The sequence below is a fragment of the Scytonema sp. NUACC21 genome (genome assembly GCF_054684315.1).
The window spans coordinates 81,530-99,174 of sequence record NZ_BAAFZH010000105.1 but is presented as its reverse complement, the minus strand read 5'-3'; the positions used below and the strand labels follow the sequence as shown (position 1 = coordinate 99,174).

Annotated in this window: 11 protein-coding genes; 4 read left to right on the top strand and 7 right to left on the bottom strand. The window is 40.1% G+C overall.

Annotated features, from left to right (window positions below):
• Positions 1–162 precede the first annotated feature (162 nt).
• The 7 genes from ACYRY3_RS37070 to ACYRY3_RS37040 form a co-directional block, all read right to left on the bottom strand.
• Entirely contained in the window at positions 163–873 is a 711-nt protein-coding gene (locus ACYRY3_RS37070) for a dual OB domain-containing protein (protein WP_460206725.1), read from the bottom strand.
• Positions 874–897: 24 nt separating this feature from the next.
• Positions 898–1,344 (bottom strand): DUF488 domain-containing protein, encoded by a 447-nt coding sequence (locus tag ACYRY3_RS37065; RefSeq protein ID WP_460206724.1) that lies wholly within the window; start codon positions 1,342–1,344, stop codon positions 898–900.
• Between the two features lie 4 nt (positions 1,345–1,348).
• On the bottom strand, positions 1,349–2,002 hold the full coding sequence (locus ACYRY3_RS37060; RefSeq protein WP_460206723.1) for a DUF488 domain-containing protein: 654 nt from the start codon (positions 2,000–2,002) through the stop codon (positions 1,349–1,351).
• Positions 2,003–2,479: 477 nt separating this feature from the next.
• Positions 2,480–5,623, bottom strand: coding sequence for a tetratricopeptide repeat protein (locus ACYRY3_RS37055; protein WP_460206722.1), 3,144 nt, complete (start codon positions 5,621–5,623; stop codon positions 2,480–2,482).
• A gap of 3 nt (positions 5,624–5,626) precedes the next feature.
• Positions 5,627–6,790 (bottom strand): AAA family ATPase, encoded by a 1,164-nt coding sequence (locus ACYRY3_RS37050; protein ID WP_460206720.1) that lies wholly within the window; start codon positions 6,788–6,790, stop codon positions 5,627–5,629.
• A 179-nt stretch (positions 6,791–6,969) separates the two neighbouring features.
• Positions 6,970–7,608, bottom strand: a complete 639-nt coding sequence (locus ACYRY3_RS37045) for a Uma2 family endonuclease (protein WP_460206719.1) — start codon at positions 7,606–7,608, stop codon at positions 6,970–6,972.
• 203 nt (positions 7,609–7,811) lie between these two features.
• Positions 7,812–9,716, bottom strand: coding sequence for a tetratricopeptide repeat protein (locus ACYRY3_RS37040; protein ID WP_460206717.1), 1,905 nt, complete (start codon positions 9,714–9,716; stop codon positions 7,812–7,814).
• Positions 9,717–9,738: 22 nt separating this feature from the next.
• Between ACYRY3_RS37040 and ACYRY3_RS37035 the strand changes: the two genes are divergently transcribed.
• The 4 genes from ACYRY3_RS37035 (at position 9,739) to ACYRY3_RS37020 (ending at position 17,554) form a co-directional block, all read left to right on the top strand.
• Positions 9,739–10,149: a TauD/TfdA dioxygenase family protein gene (locus tag ACYRY3_RS37035; RefSeq protein ID WP_460206716.1), complete on the top strand. Its 411-nt coding sequence runs from the start codon at positions 9,739–9,741 to the stop codon at positions 10,147–10,149.
• A 116-nt stretch (positions 10,150–10,265) separates the two neighbouring features.
• Positions 10,266–10,859 carry an FcoT family thioesterase gene (locus ACYRY3_RS37030; protein WP_460206715.1) on the top strand — a complete coding sequence of 198 codons (594 nt, stop codon included), beginning with the start codon at positions 10,266–10,268 and terminating at the stop codon, positions 10,857–10,859.
• Between the two features lie 150 nt (positions 10,860–11,009).
• The gene (locus tag ACYRY3_RS37025) at positions 11,010–11,468 is read left to right on the top strand and encodes an acyl carrier protein (protein WP_460206714.1); all 459 of its coding nucleotides are present in this window, start codon (positions 11,010–11,012) and stop codon (positions 11,466–11,468) included.
• The gene (locus tag ACYRY3_RS37020; RefSeq protein ID WP_460206713.1) at positions 11,465–17,554 is read left to right on the top strand and encodes an aminotransferase class III-fold pyridoxal phosphate-dependent enzyme; all 6,090 of its coding nucleotides are present in this window, start codon (positions 11,465–11,467) and stop codon (positions 17,552–17,554) included. Before ACYRY3_RS37025 ends, ACYRY3_RS37020 begins: the two co-directional genes overlap by 4 nt.
• Positions 17,555–17,645 lie beyond the last annotated feature (91 nt).

The window sequence follows — 17,645 nt, the reverse complement described above, 5'->3', positions numbered from 1 at the left end:
ACCGGATCGCAATGCTTATTCCACGAAATGGAGGTTTGGTTTCTAGTAAAAGCACCTTTACACTATTTTAGAGATAACCCCTGATTAACCGGATTCATGTAAAAAAAGTGCAAAAGAATTTCGCATTGGTTTATATTCCTATGAATCCGGGTCTTTACTCCTCTAGTTGGAGTTTATATCTAAATTAAATAAGTTAAGTTCAATAATTCCTGCTACAAGCTTATAACAATCACCGTTAAATGGTTCACCTAAACTTACTGTAAATAGTAGTTGTTCTGGCTCAAATTCATCTAAATGAACGGATCTGGCAGGATGTAAACCTGGTGGAAGAACTGCAAGAATATCCTCCCATTCCGGATCTGTTATTACTAAATCATACTTCGTATTTCCCAAAGAAAATACAGCTCTGGTTTGGCGTTTACCTGTAATGCCTGATTGTATTTTCCAATGCAAATTTTGAGGTCTTAATAACGTTAGAGATTCTTTAGATGGCTCAGCAATTAAAACATTATAGTTTATTCTATCAGAATAATTACCTAATAAGGTTCCTCTTTTATTAAGGCTGTTAGTAATTAACTGTTTTATAGTTTCAATTGGAGCTGGACGAGATATTAAATTCCATGTTTTATCGCTAATAAGCCAGTTTTCCGGTTGATTCAATAATGGGCAATGCTCTTCAAATTCAATCCTTATAATGTCAAAAATTTTTGGAACATTTAGACAATCAAGCCTATAATTACCCAGAGACAAAGTGGCACCTGTTTTAGATGAAACAGGTCTTATCCATCCATGTCCATCTGTCCTGAGTCCAGCAATACATCTTCCACTATTTTTTCGAGAGTTTGCCAAACATAAAACTTCAAAGATAGGCATATTTACTTATACTTAGAATAAAGGTTATAGATGCTTTATCCTTAGATTGCCCAATTTTTGTTGAAAATATTCAGCTACCAAACGACGATGGCAATAGTGAGGTTTAGCTTCACTACATAAAAAGCATCCTCCATCCAATTGTTCTTTAGAAAACTTATTTTCAATTCTTCTATCCACCATTAATTGAACAAATTTTTGTTCGTATGTTTCCCAATCAATTTTTTTCTTTTTATAACTATCTAAAATATCTTTTGTAGGAGCTAAATCCTGAATATGGATATAATCAATATCAGCAATTGTTTTAAGAAAATACTTTAAATCTGTTTTTTTTGTAAATCCTGCCAACTGTGAGACATTATTTAATCTAGTATCTATAACTAGCTTTACACCTGATTTGGCTAGAGTAGTAAAAAATAATTCTGCACTTTTTTGAGTAAAACCAATGGTAAATATTTGAAATTCCTTATTCATAATTTTATTCCTTGTTCTCAACGTAAGCAATTTCATTGCCTTGTAGTATGTAAGCTTCGTTTAAGCATTCTTCTTTTGATTTACTATTTAATTTCTTTAGAGGATTTATATCTTCAAAAAGAGATAATTGTTTGGCAGTTTCTAGTTCGAGTTGGGACTCAAACAGATGTAGAAAACCAAATTTCTTCAGGAGTCTATCTTCTAGTTCATTATGTAATTCTAAAGAGCCATCACTTTTGATATGACTAATGTTTAAATTGCAATTTTTAATATATTGACAAACTAAAATAGCACGATGACAAGCAATTGGGTCTTTTTCTGCACACATAAGGGCAATTCTATAAGTTCGTAATCCTTTGAGCAAATTTTTAATACCTTGTGCGAATAATTCAGTATTAGCAATTTTTTCATAAACGGCTTTTCCTTCTACGTAGCAACCAGGATTGTCAGGTCTAGCACCTAATTTTCTTCCTAAAAATACATATTTAATTTTTTCTTCTTCTAAAGATTTTATAATTTCAAGTTTGGAAAAATGTGGCAAATAACGACTATATGGATGTGAACGAACATCAGCAATTGCATCAATTTTATGTTGTTTTAAAAGTTCTACAAATGTCTTGATATTATGATTTGAGTGTCCTATAGTAAATAATTCCATAAGTCTAAGCTTGTTAGTGCGTAAGTTACTTGCAAAAATAGATCATAAGAATGTCCATCGTAACCTACAACAAGAGCGTATGCAAATGCAGTTGTGAGAAGGAATGCAGCTAAACAAGCAACAGTAATGGGGGGAATGAATTTTTTTATACTTTTACCTCATACTTTTTTAGTTTCGCTAAGATGCGATCGCCCCGAGTCGAGTGAGAAGACGTTGAACGGCGGCTAGAGTAAGCGGCTCTCCCCTTTCACCAACGAAAACGTAGGTATTTTGTGGATCGCAAAGTTGTTTGAGTTTTGATAAAGCTTGAATTTCGTTTGGTGACAGCGGGTGGACTCCGTCATCACTACCTTTTTTACGGGTACTTGTTTTTCATATAATACATTTTCGATAATCTTCTAGCGGGAAGGGAGTAATCCGCACTTTCGTCCACACGTAACGTTACTCCTATCGGTTTAGATAGTTTGCTGGGGGATCTTATGGATTTGGCTTAATGTTCTGAGTTAATGATTCTTCGATCCCGAGCACCTCTTGTAAAAGTTTACGTTCTTCGATAGGCAGTTCTAGTAACACACGCCTATCCCCTTTTGTTTCCCGATAGCGGACAGCAGCATTTAAAAGACGAAGAGAAATTTGGAACTCAGGGCGGCTTCCCACCACTTCCCACCATACCTCCAGCCACGATTGTGCTGCTTTGTTGCTTACCATTTCTGACATCAGCGCTCGAATGCTCTGTTGTCGCACAAGTCCTTGTGCCAAGATTGAAGCCAGTTCATACCTGTCATAAAGTTCTATCAGGGTTTGGATACGAGTTTTCCACACTGCTACATCATTTGTGCTGTTGAATAAATTGTGGAAAATTAACTCAGCATCTCTTACGTCTACATCGTCTATAGACTCTATACGCTCAAATGCGTACTCTAATGCAGTAATACCGTCCTCCCAGTGGTTCAGTCCCAGAATAGCGATCGCTCGGTTCAAGAAAACACTTGAATATTCATTGTCTAGTTCAATTGCTCGATCGCAAGACGCTAAAGCTTCCTCATGATGCCCAAGTATATTCATCAACCAGCTACGCAAGCCCCAAGCCGAGTTATAACTGGGATCGAGTTCAATCGCTTTGTCAAGAGATGCTAACGCTTCTTCATAGCGTTGCAGTTTGTCCAGCATATTGCCACGCAAAGTCCAAACCCACTTATCATGGAGATCCAGTTCTATCGCTTTGTCATAAGATGCTAATGCTTCTTCATAGCATTGCAGTTTGCTCAGCACATTACCACGCTCACTCCAAACCCATTCAAAACTGGGGTCAAGTTCAATCGCTTTGTCAAGAGACGCTAATGCTTCTTCATAGCGTTGCAGTTTGTCCAGCATACAACCACGCAAAGTCCAAACCCACTTATCATGGAGATCCAGTTCTATCGCCTTGTTATAGGACGCTAACGCTTCTTCATAGCGTTGAAGTTTGACTAGCACATTACCACGCTGATTCCAAGCCCATTCATTATTAAGCTCAAGTTCTATGGCTTTGTCATAGGATGCCAATGCTTCTTCATAGCGTTGCAGTTTGTCCAGCATATTGCCACGCTGAGTCCAAGCCCATTTATCACTGGGGTCAAGTTCAATCGCTTTGTCATAAGATGCTAATGCTTCATCGTCGCGTTGCAGTTTGACCAGCGCATTGCCACGCAGAACCCAAGCCCATTTATCACTGGGGTCAAGTTTAATCGCTTTGTCATAAGATGCTAATGCTTCGTCGTCGCGTTGCAGTTTGCTCAGCACATTGCCACGCAGACCCCAAGTCCATTTATCACTGGAGTCAAGTTCAATCGCTTTGTCATAAGATGCTAATGCTTCGTCGTCGCGTTGCAGGTTGTCCAGCACAACGCCACGTAGAGCCCAAACCCACTGATAACTGAGGTCAAGCTCTATCGCTTTGTCAACAGATGGCAAAGCTTCATCGTCGCGTTGCAGTTTTTTCAGCGACAAACCTCGCTTAACCCACGCCCACTTACAATTTGGGTCAAGTTCTATGGCTTTGTCATAAGATGCTAATGCTTCTTCATCACGTTGAAGTAGAACCAACACATTGCCACGATCATCCCAAGCTGCTGCAGACATGGAGTCAAGTCCAATTCGTTTATCTGCTACCTGTAAAGCAGAAACATAGTCTTGCTTGTCATAGTAATTTTTATATTCCTGGCAATAAGCTCCTATGCGAGGATCTTCATCACCGTCTTCCATTGTTTGGAGTGCATAAAGTATATATTCTCTCTCCAGAGCAGCATCTGGTGGAAGTGATTTTAGACGTTGTTGATACTTGGAATGATTTTGTGCATAAGGAAAACCATCAATTCGCGCCTCATTAAACTGTTTTCCTAATTCATCAGTCCATCTATCATTCCCGATTTCATCAATACCCTCTCTCAATCGCTGTTTCAATTCTATCCGCGTATACCAAATCCGTAAAAAGTCTACAAACAATCGTATCGGCTCATCCCGTTGCTTCTTCACTTCTAGGGAAAACCGCATCAGTGGTTCTCGTAACTCATAAAAAGACTCACGCCCAATAGATTCAGAATAAACGTAGCCTTTTTCCCGCAAATCTTTTAATTGACTTGATGCTGTCTGATGGGTAATAAAACAGCGTTGGGCAATTTCTTTAACAGTAACAGCACGGCGGCGGTCAATAAGAAATTCAATTATCTTTCGTTGCTGCTGTGACAGCCATGACATTCGCGCTTGATAGTAAGGAGTCAAATCATCCAGCATTCGCATGAAAGGTTCTACCAGTTCATCTAGGGATTTGCGCGTGAGAAACTGGGAGAAAATGACATAAACACGAGGATTTCCACCTGCTAGATGATGGACTGCTTTGATGCGATCGCGTCCTGTTGGCGTTATGATAAAGTCTTTGAGTTCGCTATCCTCTTCTAATTCAGCAATATGCTTCAATAAATCTACGGCTTCATCTAAGCTTAACTCCTCTAGTTGGTGAGGACAAAAAAAGTTATAAAAGGGATCGACTTTCCGTATAACACCATCAAATAAACTTTGTGCTGTTGCCAGAATTGTCAAAAATGAGTAATTTTGTATGTAAGCACGGAGTTGCTTTTGACCAATATCACCTAACCCATTAAACACATCATCTAGGTTTTCCATTAATAGCAGCAGTGTGCGGTTACCTACAAATTCTCTAAGCAATCTAGCTGCTTGGTATTCAGCTTCTTCTGCTGATAACTGATAGAGAGCTTCAACTTGCTGATTTAACTTAACATCATATTCTGCTGGATACTCTTTCTGGAGGGCTCGAAATATCCGTAACAGCAAATCTAAAAAAGATGTAACGCCCCACTCTTCCTCTCGAAGCCATGCGATAAGTAATTTATTACCTAAGTCTTCCATCTTGGAGACGCGGTGATAAATTAGCGCTATCAGGTGGGTTTTTCCTATACCTCGCATTCCCACTAACAAGCGGAAATGTTTGTTTGCAGTGAGGGTACTTTCACGTATCAATTCAACTAAATAATCTGCCAAATGATGGCGCTGGACAAAAATAGCTTCCAAGATTTCTGGAGCCATTAGACTGGGGGTAAAGCGAGAGAGGAAGGTACTTTTCATTTTTCAACCTCTCAATAGCTTCCAGTAAAGTTGAATCAAAGGGTAGCGAAAGCAAAACACTTCACTACCTCGAATAATATAGTAATCGCGCTCTAAAAGTTTTAAGACAGTCCTTGCCATTTCTTTATTTTTTGTTTCTGGCTCTTGTTGAAGATGGTGAAACAATTCATCAAATAACAAAGGCTGGCTTGAAAGTGCTAATGTATCCAATAAATTTAGAGCGTAAAAACGTTGCTCGTCACTGTAGTAATTATCGATTCGCTCTCGATAGTGATCCATTTTCCAAGGATTGAGCGGATCTACCAAGCAATCTTCAATAGTTTTCGCTATCGTGTTTGGATTCACAGTACCACCTTGCATTTTAAGTTTGATAATCAGGTGGTGAATGTAGAAAGGGATGCCATTTACTGCATAAGCTATTGTAGCTGCTGTTCCCTGTAAATCATTTGTAGGAATATTCTCGCCTAAAAGTAACTTGTACGCTAAATCAGTGGAATCATTGTGAGACAGTGAGGGAATATCAGCTGGGTACATATCATTTGTCGGCTCATTGGTATATCCTTCTTTTTTCAAGGAAGCAATGACATGATGCAAGCCAATGGAACCCGTAAACACCATCCTTACTTCTAAATGCATTTGACGGATGGAACGCAATGTGTCTAAAACTTTCATTGCTGCTGGTTTACCGATATTATGCAGCATATACGGTACTTCATCCCAAAAGAGAATAACTTGGCGGTCTTGATTTTCAACCAAATCTGCAATTGTTTCGGCTAGCAGTCTTTTCCAATGAGCAGCAGCAAATTCAGGCAACTTGACACCCATCAATTCTGTCCCACCTATTTGTGTCAGTAACTGGCGTGTCCGTCTTGCTGTTCGCCGCAAACCACTTAGATATTCTTCTACGTCTTGTAATACCGTCTCCACAAACTCTAAAGGAGAGCGTACTTTTTCTAAATCGTGGTAAATAGGCAGCTTGTCTTTTGGTGCCTCTGCTTGCATCTTCTTAATAACGCAAGTTTTACCCATACGCCGTTCTGCATTTAGCATTAGGCTTTGTCGCTCTAAAATATCCCAAAACTGCTCAATAAGCTTGTCTCGTCCAATAACCTCATTTGGGGAGATTTGCCCTCCAGGGTTAGCCCTCAATCTAAACGTCACTGTCATAACTATGACCTTAGTAATGTACGTCAAATCTAACATACGTTAAATTTAACGTGTATAATTGCAATACGGAATTTAATGGTAAAATAAATGTAATAAAATATACATATTTAGCCATACCAATTTTGTATGAAGGTGCGTCTTATAAAACCCCCCCTATCACTCTTGGTAAGGGGAGACGTTTACATAGCAGCGATCGCCTGCTTCACCCAATTACGAAAAGCGCGAGTTGTTGACATTTCCCCATTTGTTTTGGTTTCTCGGATAAAGCGAGGAATCTCTTTGACTGGTACAGGCGCAAAGGTCGGACTAAGCTCTACTTCTGAGTAGTCTCCGGAGCTAAGTACGTAGAATCGAAGTACGTTTCCGTCGTATCTCCAAAATTCAGGTATACCCATTGCGGCATAAAGTTTTAGCTTATCTACTTTTGGTCTGGAATATTCGACTTCTAGTACTAAATCTGGTGGTGGATCGGTTGCTAAATCTATATTTTCTTTGTCTCGAATCAAAGACTCATTCTGAATGTAGTAGCTACTATCTGGCTCACTACCTCGTTCCAAGTCATCGCGTGTTAAAGTCAGCGAACCAGTACGTTTAATTTCCAACGCCAGTTCCTCACACAACACCCCAATAAAACCTTCAATTAAGCGATTGGAGTTTTCATGTGCCATGAGCGGAGACATGATTTCTAAGATTCCATTGTCGTAAGCGAGTCTAGTGTTGCGTTGGTTACTCATTTCAGCTAGCATAGTTTTGAAGGTTTGCCAACTGATGTTTTCAAGTACGGTTCTAGTTTCTGCGGGTGCTGTTATTGCTACCATATTCAATCTCCGTAATTCATGGTTCAGCCTTTTGGAAAATTTGATGTCGCAATCTTATCGTAGCCAAACAAAACCATCTGAGTCCTTGGTGTAGCAATAGGTGCGATTGTATCTGGAGCAATCTTGCAACAAATTAGCTATATCAACAAACCTTGCTGAAAAATTAGATTACGATAATTACTCCCTTCCCAGTACAGAATTACTTATCTTACACCTTGGCGTCTATGCGCTAGCACGCACGCTTCCTCATGGTACCCAAGTATATCCATTAACCAGCCATGCAAACTCCAAGCCCAGCCATAACTGGAATCGAGTTCAATCGCTTTGTCAACAGATAACAAAGCTTCGTCGTAGCGTTGCAGTGCTTTCAAGGACCAACCTCGGTTAGCCCAAGCCCATTGATCGTTGGGGTTAAGCTCTATGGCTTTGTCGTAAGACGCTAATGCTTCTTCATAGCGTTGCAGTTTGTCCAGCGCATCGCCACGCTCACCCCAAGCCCAATAAAATCTAGGGTCAAGTTCAATCACTTTGTCAAGAGATAACAAAGCTTCATCGTAACGTTGCAGTGCTTTCAACAACCAACCTCGGTTAGCCCAAGCCCATTGCTGATTGGGGTTAAGCTCTATGGCTTTATCGTAAGACGCTAATGCTTCTTCATAGCGTTGCAATTTGCCTAGCACGTCGCCACGCTCACTCCAAGCCCATTGATCTTTGGGATTAAGCTCTATGGCTTTGTCATAAGATACTAATGCTTCTTCATAGTTTTGCAGTTTGCCTAGCACGTCACCACGCTTACCCCAAGCCCAATCAAAACTGGGGTCAAGTTCAATCACTTTGTCAAGAGATAACAAAGCTTCGTCGTCGCGTTGCAGTTTTGTCAACAATTGACTACGGAAAGCCCAAGCCCACTTATTACTGGAGTCAAGTTCAATCGCTTTGTCAAGAGATGCTAATGCTTCGTCGTCATGTTGCAGTTGCTCCAGCACAAGACCACGGTCAGTCCAAGCCAAATCATCATTGGGGTTAAGTTCAAGCGCTTTGTCATAAGATGCTAACGCTTCTTCATAACGTTGCAGTTTACTTAGCATATCGCCAAGCTGACCCCAAACCCATTCATTATTGGGCTCAAGCTCTATGGCTTTGTCATAGGAGGAAATCGCTTCTTCATAGCGTCCTAAATAAGCTAGTGCAACCCCACGATGGTACCAAGTTAGGTGGTCATCAGGTTTAATTTCCAGCGCTCTATCATAGGAGGAAATCGCTTCTTCATAGTGCCCTATTTCCCCTAGGGCATACCCCAAGTTGTACCAAGCTTGGTAGTCATTAGGTTTAATTTCTGCTGCTTTGTTATAGGAAGCGATCGCTTCTCTATAATCTTGGTATTCTTTTCCGGCGGACTGTAATTTTCCCAGGTTAGTTAGTAAATCATATTGACGAGCAGGTGTTTGGCGATTTTCTGCTATTAATTCTTGAATTGCTATTATTTCTTGAGTTCTTTCTTCTCTTGTTAAGCTGAGATATTTTTCATAATCTGCATCCTTGATAATACGTAATGATTCTTTTTCTAAAGTTTCTGAATCTATAGGAAATTCAAATAATCCAGAACGCCAGTCAAAAAAATCTGGAGCACGTTGAATAAAATATTTAATTGCAAATAACGGTAGCAAGAACACAAAACAGATATTAAATTTATCCTTAAATCGTTCTCGCTGTTGGTTGAGGTTAATTAAAACAGGTGGTACACCCTTCCAACTATATGAATAAATATCTCTACTATTCCACCCCATTAATTTTTTACATTCTTCATATTTATAAAAAGAATGCTCTAATCCTGTGACAAATAAAATATTTATTTTTTCTTTATTTTCTAAATTATCAACTATTTCATATAAATTAGTGACAGCTTGCTCCAGCCGTATAACTTCGATATTTTTATTGGTAATATTTTCTTTTACTTTAGTAATTAACTGTGTTCCCTCAGCCGGAGAGCAACGGACAAATAATAAATCAAATCCTTCTGTAAAATTCAGTGTGCGGACTAAGGCTTGATATTCTTCATTTCTTTCTGATGGTAAATCCTTATCCCAATCAGTCAGTTCTAGGGTCATAATCTTAGCTGTGTAATACAAAGTGCAAGAGTGTGATATTGACCGGGCACTCATAGATATTTTGAAAGAATGGGAAGAAAAAACACCGGCTGTTAAGCATCCAGCTGTCATCACACATCCGGTTACTCAAGAAAAAATTTTGTACATGAGCCAGGGATTTACTACAGGCATCGTAGGTTTAAAACATGAAGAGAATCAAGAAATTCTGCAAGCCTTGTTTTCATTTATAGAACGTCCCGAACATATCCATACACATACATGGCAAGAAGGCGACATTCTTTTATGGGATAACAGAACACTAATTCATAAAGCATCTACAGTTCCAAAAGGTGAGAAAAGTGAAAGCTACCGTATTGGTATTTATGACGGCTTGCCATTCTATGTTTCTAATTCATTTAATGACAATGCCAATAAAGTAGCTGTAAAGCTGTAGATAATCACCTTGCCAAAGTTGATAATAATAAACTCTTGGCAACTAAAGTCTGTAATTTTTTAGTGAGTCATTCACTTTTTTGATTGAATTAGTAATGTATTTCAAGGAGAAAAATCATGGATATAAACCAACGATTCATTAAAGAAGATGATGTAGATATTGATTTGTTAAATAGTATTCTCCTACCGTATAAGGATGATTGCAAATATTTGAAAAAAGCAAAGTTTCAATATCTCGAACCAAAGAAATTGGTTAGTATTTCCGAAAGAAACCATCAAGGTTTATGGTTTACAAAAGGTTATTTTTCTATTCCAGAATCTTGTTATATAGCAGATACCGGACACTTTAATGCGGTTGAATACAATATTTGTTACAACCAATTAGGGTATACAATGGTTGCTCATTTACTGGAAAATAAATTGTTGAAAGGAATGGAAAGCTGGAATATAGCAACCTATAAAGAACGCCAGCTTCCAGACTTTCTAATTGTTAAATTTTCCAGTACCTTCAAAAAACCAATAAATTCCAGTCTTTTTCAGGGAACTTTTTCAATCTACAAGTACTCCGTTCGTGACAAGTTGATTATGCTTAAGACCGAATGCGCCTTTTACGATAACAATGGTGGTTGGGCTGAAGGTGATGCTACCGTAGCAATATTGAATAATTATGGAAAGAAAGCTACCGAGCCTCTCCAATTAGTATCTGCCTAGGATACATAGTTGATTTTTAGTTTTCTCACATCTTGTACCTTGTTAATAAGGGTAGGGTGGGTACTACCCGCCCCCACTCTTTTGCGTACATGGTTTGAAAAGTCATTGTTTGCTCTGATTGATAGGCTTAAAAATAGTAACACTACAACTATGAATACACAATTTCAAGAAAAATTACTTTTAGAATCTTCTCTAGCTCAGCAAAAGCAGATTCTTTTAATTCATGTACAGGAACAGTTAGCAGAAACTTTAAATCTTCCATCGCTAACAGATTTAGATTCTCAGCAGAGTTTGATAGAATTGGTAAATGATTCATTAAAAGCTGTTGATTTTAAAATTTCGTTAGAAACTTCTTTAGGTTGTAAATTACGCAGTACTTTGTTATTTGACTATCCCAGGTTAAATGTATTGGTTGACTATTTGTTCAATGAAGTTCTGCAGTTAAACAGTCATTTTGAGAACGAAGACAGTCAACAAGATGAGGACGATAAAAGTAATAAAGAGGAAGTAAATTTTGCTAAAGAACAGTTATTAAAATTGTCAGCAAATGAAATTGCAGAGATGCTAGATAAAGAATTAAAAGATTTGTCCCTAGAGGAAAGATTATGACTTCTTCTGTTGAAGACGCAAATTATAAAGAGTTAATGGCTAACTCTCTTCTTTTACTAAAAAACACTCAGAAAAAATTAGCCTTGCTTGAGCAAAAGAAGAGCGAACCCATTGCTATCATTGGTATGGGTTGTCGTTTCCCAGGCAATGTCAATAATCCTGCAACTCTTTGGGATTTATTAATAAACGGTTGTGATGCAACGACTGAAATTCCTCCTGAACGCTGGAATGTCAAGGAATATTACGACCCTGATGAGAATAAGGCAGGTAAAATGATTACCTGTCGTGGGGGATTCTTATCGGGTATAGACTCTTTCGACGCACAGTTTTTTAACATATCACCCCGCGAAGCCGTTTTTCTCGATCCACAACAACGCTTGCTTTTGGAAGTTGCTTGGGAGGCGTTAGAAAATGCCAATATCTCTGCAGATTCAATCAAAGGCTCTAAAACAGGGGTTTTTATTGGTATTAATAGCCAAGATTATCTCCTTGCAATCAACGAGCTTTTACCTAAACAAGATATTTCCGGGTACATAGGCACTGGCACTTCACACAGTTCGGCTGCGGGTCGGCTATCTTATATCTTAGATTTAACAGGACCTTCGTTAAGTATCGATACAGCGTGTTCATCTTCTTTGGTTGCAGTACACAATGCCGTTGAGAGTTTGCGGCGGGGCGAGTGCGATTTGGCGCTGGTCGGTGGAGTCAATCTCATACTGTCACCGATTAGTAATATTGTTTGCTCTAAAGCACGGATGCTATCCCCTGATGGGCGATGTAAGCCTTTTGCAGATACTGCTAATGGTTATGGGCGGAGTGAAGGTGTGGGGGTTGTTGTGCTCAAGCGCTTGAACGATGCAATTGCAGACAATGACAACATTATGGCGCAAATTCGAGGTTCTGCAATTAATAGTGACGGTGCTAGTGGTGGTCTAACTGTACCCAATGGACTGAGCCAACAGGCTGTAATTCGACAAGCTCTTCAAAACGCTCACGTTACTCCTACAGACATCGCTTATATAGAAGCTCATGGTACGGGGACTCCTTTAGGCGATCCAATTGAAATAGGCGCTTTAGATGCTGTTTTTGGTGATACACACAGTCAAAATGAACCTTTAATTGTTGGGTCATTCAAGTCCAATGTGGGACACATGGAAGCGGCTGCCGGTATTGGTAGTTTAATTAAGTTAGTTTTGCAGTTACAGCATAAAGAAATTCCACCGTTACTGCATATGGAACAACCCAACCCTCATATTGCTTGGGATGAATTATCTATTCATATTCCAACACAACGAGTATTTTGGAATTCGAGAAATAATCGACGTATTGCCGGAGTTAGTTCCTTTGGATTCAGTGGAACTAATGCTCATGTAGTGGTCGAAGAAGCACCTATTCAACAACCACTACAAAAGACGGTCAAACATTCACCACATCTGCTGACGCTCTCAGCGAAAACGGAAGAAGCGTTAAAGCGTTTAACCGAGCGTTATGAAAATTGCTTAGCTGCAAATCCAGCTTTAGATTTGGAAGACGTATGCTCTACTGCTAATACAAGTAGAGTACACTTTAACCATCGATTAAGCGTGCTGGCTTCATCATCAGCAGAAATGCGTGAAAAACTAACTGCTTTCAAGATTGGGCGGGAAGTAACAGGAGTTAGGAAGGCGCAGGTACGAGGTACAAGTCAGCCTAAGATAGCCTTTCTCTTTACTGGTCAAGGTTCTCAATACGCTGGTATGGGGCGTCAGCTCTACGAAACCCAATCAACTTTCCGGAAAGTTCTTGAGGACTGCAATGAAATTCTGCTTCCTTATTTAGAAAAGCCCTTGCTCAAGGTCATGTACCCAGAGACTGGAGAAAATGTTCTCCTCAACGAAACCGTCTATGCCCAACCAGCTTTGTTTGCTCTGGAATATGCCCTGGCTCAGTTATGGAAATCTTGGGGTATTGAACCATCCGCAGTTATGGGTCATAGTGCGGGAGAGTATGCTGCAGCATGCGTGGCGGGGGTATTCAGTTTAGAAGACGGGCTTAAACTTATCGCCCTCCGTGGTCAGTTGATGCAATCTTTACCACAGCTTGGTGAGATGGCAGTGGTGTTTGCAGGTAAAGAACAGGTGAATAATGTTCTTACTCAGTATGGCTCGCAATTGGCGATCGCAGCTGTTAATGGACCTGAAAACACCGTAATTTCAGGAGAGCGAATGGCTGTGCGGTCTGCGTTGAAGGAGTTTCAGTCACAAGGAATTGCTACACGGGCTTTGAAGGTTTCTCACGCCTTCCATTCGCCGCTCATGGAACCAATTCTTTCAGAATTTGAGCGTTTAGCAAATCAGGTGCAGTTCAAAGCCCCACGTATTGCCCTGGTTTCAAATTTAACTGGGAAAATGTTAAAACCCGGAGAATCTTTAAATTGCAATTATTGGGTTCACCAACTTCGAGAATCCGTGCAATTTGCCCAAGGTATGAACACGCTTAACCAACTGGGTTATGAAATATTTCTAGAACTTGGTCCTAGCAATATTCTGTTGGAGATGGGTAAGAAGTGCTTGCTAAAAGAAACGGGTTTTTGGCTGTCTTCTTTACAGCGAAGGCAAGATGACTGGTGGATGTTGCTAAACAGTTTAAGCATACTGGAAACTCAAGGTGTGGACGTGAATTGGAAGGGGGTTCACCCGGACTACCAGCATCGCCGCATACTTTTACCTACTTACCCGTTCGAGGGCAAATGCTATTGGCTAAAGTCTGATAAACAAAGAGATGTAGAAGTTATGAATTTCAAGACATTAGATACTCCACTTTCTCACTTACAGGTAAACACAAAACCAGAAATTATCAAAGAGGATAAAATACGGGCAGAACTGCGTATTATTGTTGCTCGATTACTGCAAACAGATTCAGAGCAAATAGACGTTCAAGCTCCATTTCTAGAAATGGGAGCAGATTCGATTATTCTCCTAGAGGCTGTCCAAGCTATTGAAAATACTTTTGGAATTAAAATAGCAGTTCATCAACTGTTTAAAGATCTGACAACAATTAATGCTTTAGCTCTATATATTGCTCAAAATTCAACCCCAGAAACCAAACCATTTCTCAGCAACAAATCCGAACTAAATGTGCCATCCCTACCACCAGTCGAGCTTGCTAAACCTACATCTGCAAGTATTCAGAAGACACAAGATACGCAGAAGAGGATGGGAGTACCTGAAACTACCTTAGAACGAATCATGGCACAGCAGTTAGAGATGTTCAAGCAATTAACATCTCAACAATTAGAGACTTTGCAAAATTACCATTCAATACCACCTACTAACCATCCTACCTTTGTATCTTCCCAGGAATTAAATAAAGCTATTGTTGCCAATCCTGTCATTTCAAACCAATCTATAGAAACGAAAGGAGTTTTAAATTCCCGCCAGCAAAAGCATCTAGAGGCATTGATTGCACGTTATACCAAACGCACTCAAAAATCTAAGCAACAAAAACAAAATTCTCACCCAATTCTTGCTGACAGTAGAGCTTGTGCAGGCTTCCGTCTTTCTATAAAGGAAATGCTTTACCCAATTGTTGGACAGCGAGCCTCAGGCTCCAAAATTTGGGACTTAGACGGCAATGAATATGTAGATATCACAATGGGGTTTGGGGTGCATCTTTTTGGTCATGCGCCATCGTTTCTCAATCAAGTACTAGAAGAACAAATTAAACAAGGTATTTCCATTGGTCCCCAGTCCAATGCAGTGGCAGAGGTAGCCGAGTTACTCTGTGAACTGACAGGTATGGAACGAGTATCCTTTTGCAACTCAGGTACAGAAGCAGTAATGACCGCCCTGCGTCTAGCACGTACAGCAACAGGTCGTACCAAAATTGCTCTATTTGCTAATTCTTACCACGGTCATGTTGATGGAGTTTTAGCCTCCATGTCGAACAATCAGAACTGCGCTGTGCCGATGGCTACAGGAATACCTCAGTCAGCAGTTGAAGATGTTTTGGTACTGAATTACGGGAATCCTGAATCCCTCGAAATTTTACACGCCCATGCTCATGAGTTAGCTGCCGTGTTAGTTGAGCCCGTACAGAGTCGCCGACCCGATTTGCAACCCAAAGAGTTTTTGCAGCAGTTGAGGCAATTAACAACAGCAGCTGGAATAGCACTTATCTTTGATGAAGTCCTCTTAGGTTTCCGCATTCACTCTGGAGGAGCACAAGCGTGGTTTGGAATCGAAGCAGACCTTGCGACTTATGGCAAGATAATTGGCGGCGGTCTGCCGATTGGGGTTGTAGCCGGTAAAGCAACCTACATGAATGGAATTGATGGTGGTCTGTGGAACTACGGTGATATTTCCTATCCTCAGGCAGAAAAGACGTTTTTTGCCGGAACTTTCAATAAAAATCATTTTGGAATGGTCGCAGCCAGAGCTGTACTTCAACACCTTAAGAAAGAAGGTTGCGCCCTACAACAGCGGTTGAATCAGAAGACAGCATACTTAGCAGAAACACTAAATACTTTCTTTGAAGAGGAGGATGTGCCAATCCGAATCGTACATTGTGGGTCGCTGTTTCGCTTTGCTTTTTCAGGCAATTTAGATTTGCTATTTTACCATTTGATTGACAAGGGTGTATATATTTGGGAAGGGCGCAACTGTTTTCTATCTACAGCACACACAGATGATGACATTAATTATGTGATTCGAGCGGTTAAAGATAGTGTAAAAGAACTTCGCTCTGGAGGTTTTTTGAGCGAAAAGCAGTCTAGTTCATTAAAGAAAAATAACCAGTCAGGTAGTGTAAAGACAGCCCCCCTTACTGGAGAGCAAAAGTACCTTTGGGATTTAGCTCAGTTGGGACATGAAGCATCCATTATGTACGATAATATCATCATTCTGCGACTACGAGGTGTGTTGGATGTAGGCGCTATCCGTAAGGCTATTCAGACAGTTGTGGATCGTCATGAAGCACTACGAACAAACATCAGCAGCCAGGGGGATGTTCAGTACGTTCTACCAAATCTGACCATAGAGGTTCCTGTCATTGACTTTTCAACAATAGATGCTGCTATGCGTGAAACAAAAGTAGCTCAGCAGTTAGAAAAGGAGTACCGACAAGGTTTTGATTTAACAACTGAACCATTATTACGTGTGAAATTGCTGAAGTTAGAGGAACAACATCATCTGCTCGTGTTTGCTGCCAGCCACATGATTACTGATGGTTGGTCATTTGCTGTCTTAATACAAGAAATTAGTGCATTTTACTCAAGTGAGTGTCAGGGCATTGCTCACCAGGAGAATTTGCCACTGCAATTCCGAGAATATATACAATGGCAAGCGCAACAAAGTCACAGCGCAGACACGGCGAAACATGAGGCTTATTGGCTAAGTCAATTTGCCGACTCCATTCCTGCATTGGAATTACCTTGCGATCGCCCGCGTCCATTAGTAAAAACTTATAAAGCAGCTGCAGAGAGTCTAAAGTTGGAAGCAGAGCTTTATGACAGGCTGAGAACATTGAGCAGGCAAAAAGACTGCACGCTGTTTATGACGCTGGTTGCAGCTTATATGGCTTTAATGCATCAATGGACAAATCAGGATGATATTGTGGTGGCTACTAGAATAGCCAACAGACCCCTTAAAGATAGTGCAAAGACAGTTGGTTACTGTGTCAACATACTACCAATACGTAGTTCTTTAGCTGAATGTCCTACGTTTGCAAGCTATTTAAACAAGATGAAGCATATTTTGCTGGATGCTTATGCAAACCAGGATTACCCCTACGCCGAGTTGCTAAACCGACTTCAGATACACAGAGACCCTAAATGTCCTCCCATAGGGGTCACATTTAATCTAGATAAACCTATGTCCTTACCACAGATGTTTGGTTTGGAGATCGAGTTCGTCCCGTCTCCCGTTTTTTACGGAGAAGACGACATTTTCTTCAATCTCATTGAGTTAGACCGTGAATTACTGTTAGAGGTTAGATACAGCACTGACTTGTTTGATGCTACCACAATTAAGCAACTACTAAAGCGTTATCAAGCTTTATTGGAAGGTATTGCTGTTAACCCAGAGCAACGTTTTTTCACCTCAAACTAAGTACGTTTTTCATAGATTTTACCCCTATGGAACGAGCGCGATCGCTTTTGCACTTAGGTTTGAAATTTGTACAATTTGTTAAGGAACACCA

Excerpts from the sequence above, each read along its gene's own strand:
- ACYRY3_RS37055 (WP_460206722.1), bottom strand. The coding sequence starts at position 5,623 with ATGAAAAGTACCTTCCTCTCTCGCTTTACCCCCAGTCTAATGGCTCCA.
- ACYRY3_RS37025 (WP_460206714.1), top strand. The coding sequence starts at position 11,010 with ATGAATACACAATTTCAAGAAAAATTACTTTTAGAATCTTCTCTAGCT.
- ACYRY3_RS37020 (WP_460206713.1), top strand. The coding sequence starts at position 11,465 with ATGACTTCTTCTGTTGAAGACGCAAATTATAAAGAGTTAATGGCTAAC.
- ACYRY3_RS37065 (WP_460206724.1), bottom strand. The coding sequence starts at position 1,344 with ATGAATAAGGAATTTCAAATATTTACCATTGGTTTTACTCAAAAAAGT.
- ACYRY3_RS37050 (WP_460206720.1), bottom strand. The coding sequence starts at position 6,790 with ATGACAGTGACGTTTAGATTGAGGGCTAACCCTGGAGGGCAAATCTCC.
- ACYRY3_RS37030 (WP_460206715.1), top strand. The coding sequence starts at position 10,266 with ATGGATATAAACCAACGATTCATTAAAGAAGATGATGTAGATATTGAT.
- ACYRY3_RS37040 (WP_460206717.1), bottom strand. The coding sequence starts at position 9,716 with ATGACCCTAGAACTGACTGATTGGGATAAGGATTTACCATCAGAAAGA.
- ACYRY3_RS37060 (WP_460206723.1), bottom strand. The coding sequence starts at position 2,002 with ATGGAATTATTTACTATAGGACACTCAAATCATAATATCAAGACATTT.
- ACYRY3_RS37070 (WP_460206725.1), bottom strand. The coding sequence starts at position 873 with ATGCCTATCTTTGAAGTTTTATGTTTGGCAAACTCTCGAAAAAATAGT.
- ACYRY3_RS37045 (WP_460206719.1), bottom strand. The coding sequence starts at position 7,608 with ATGGTAGCAATAACAGCACCCGCAGAAACTAGAACCGTACTTGAAAAC.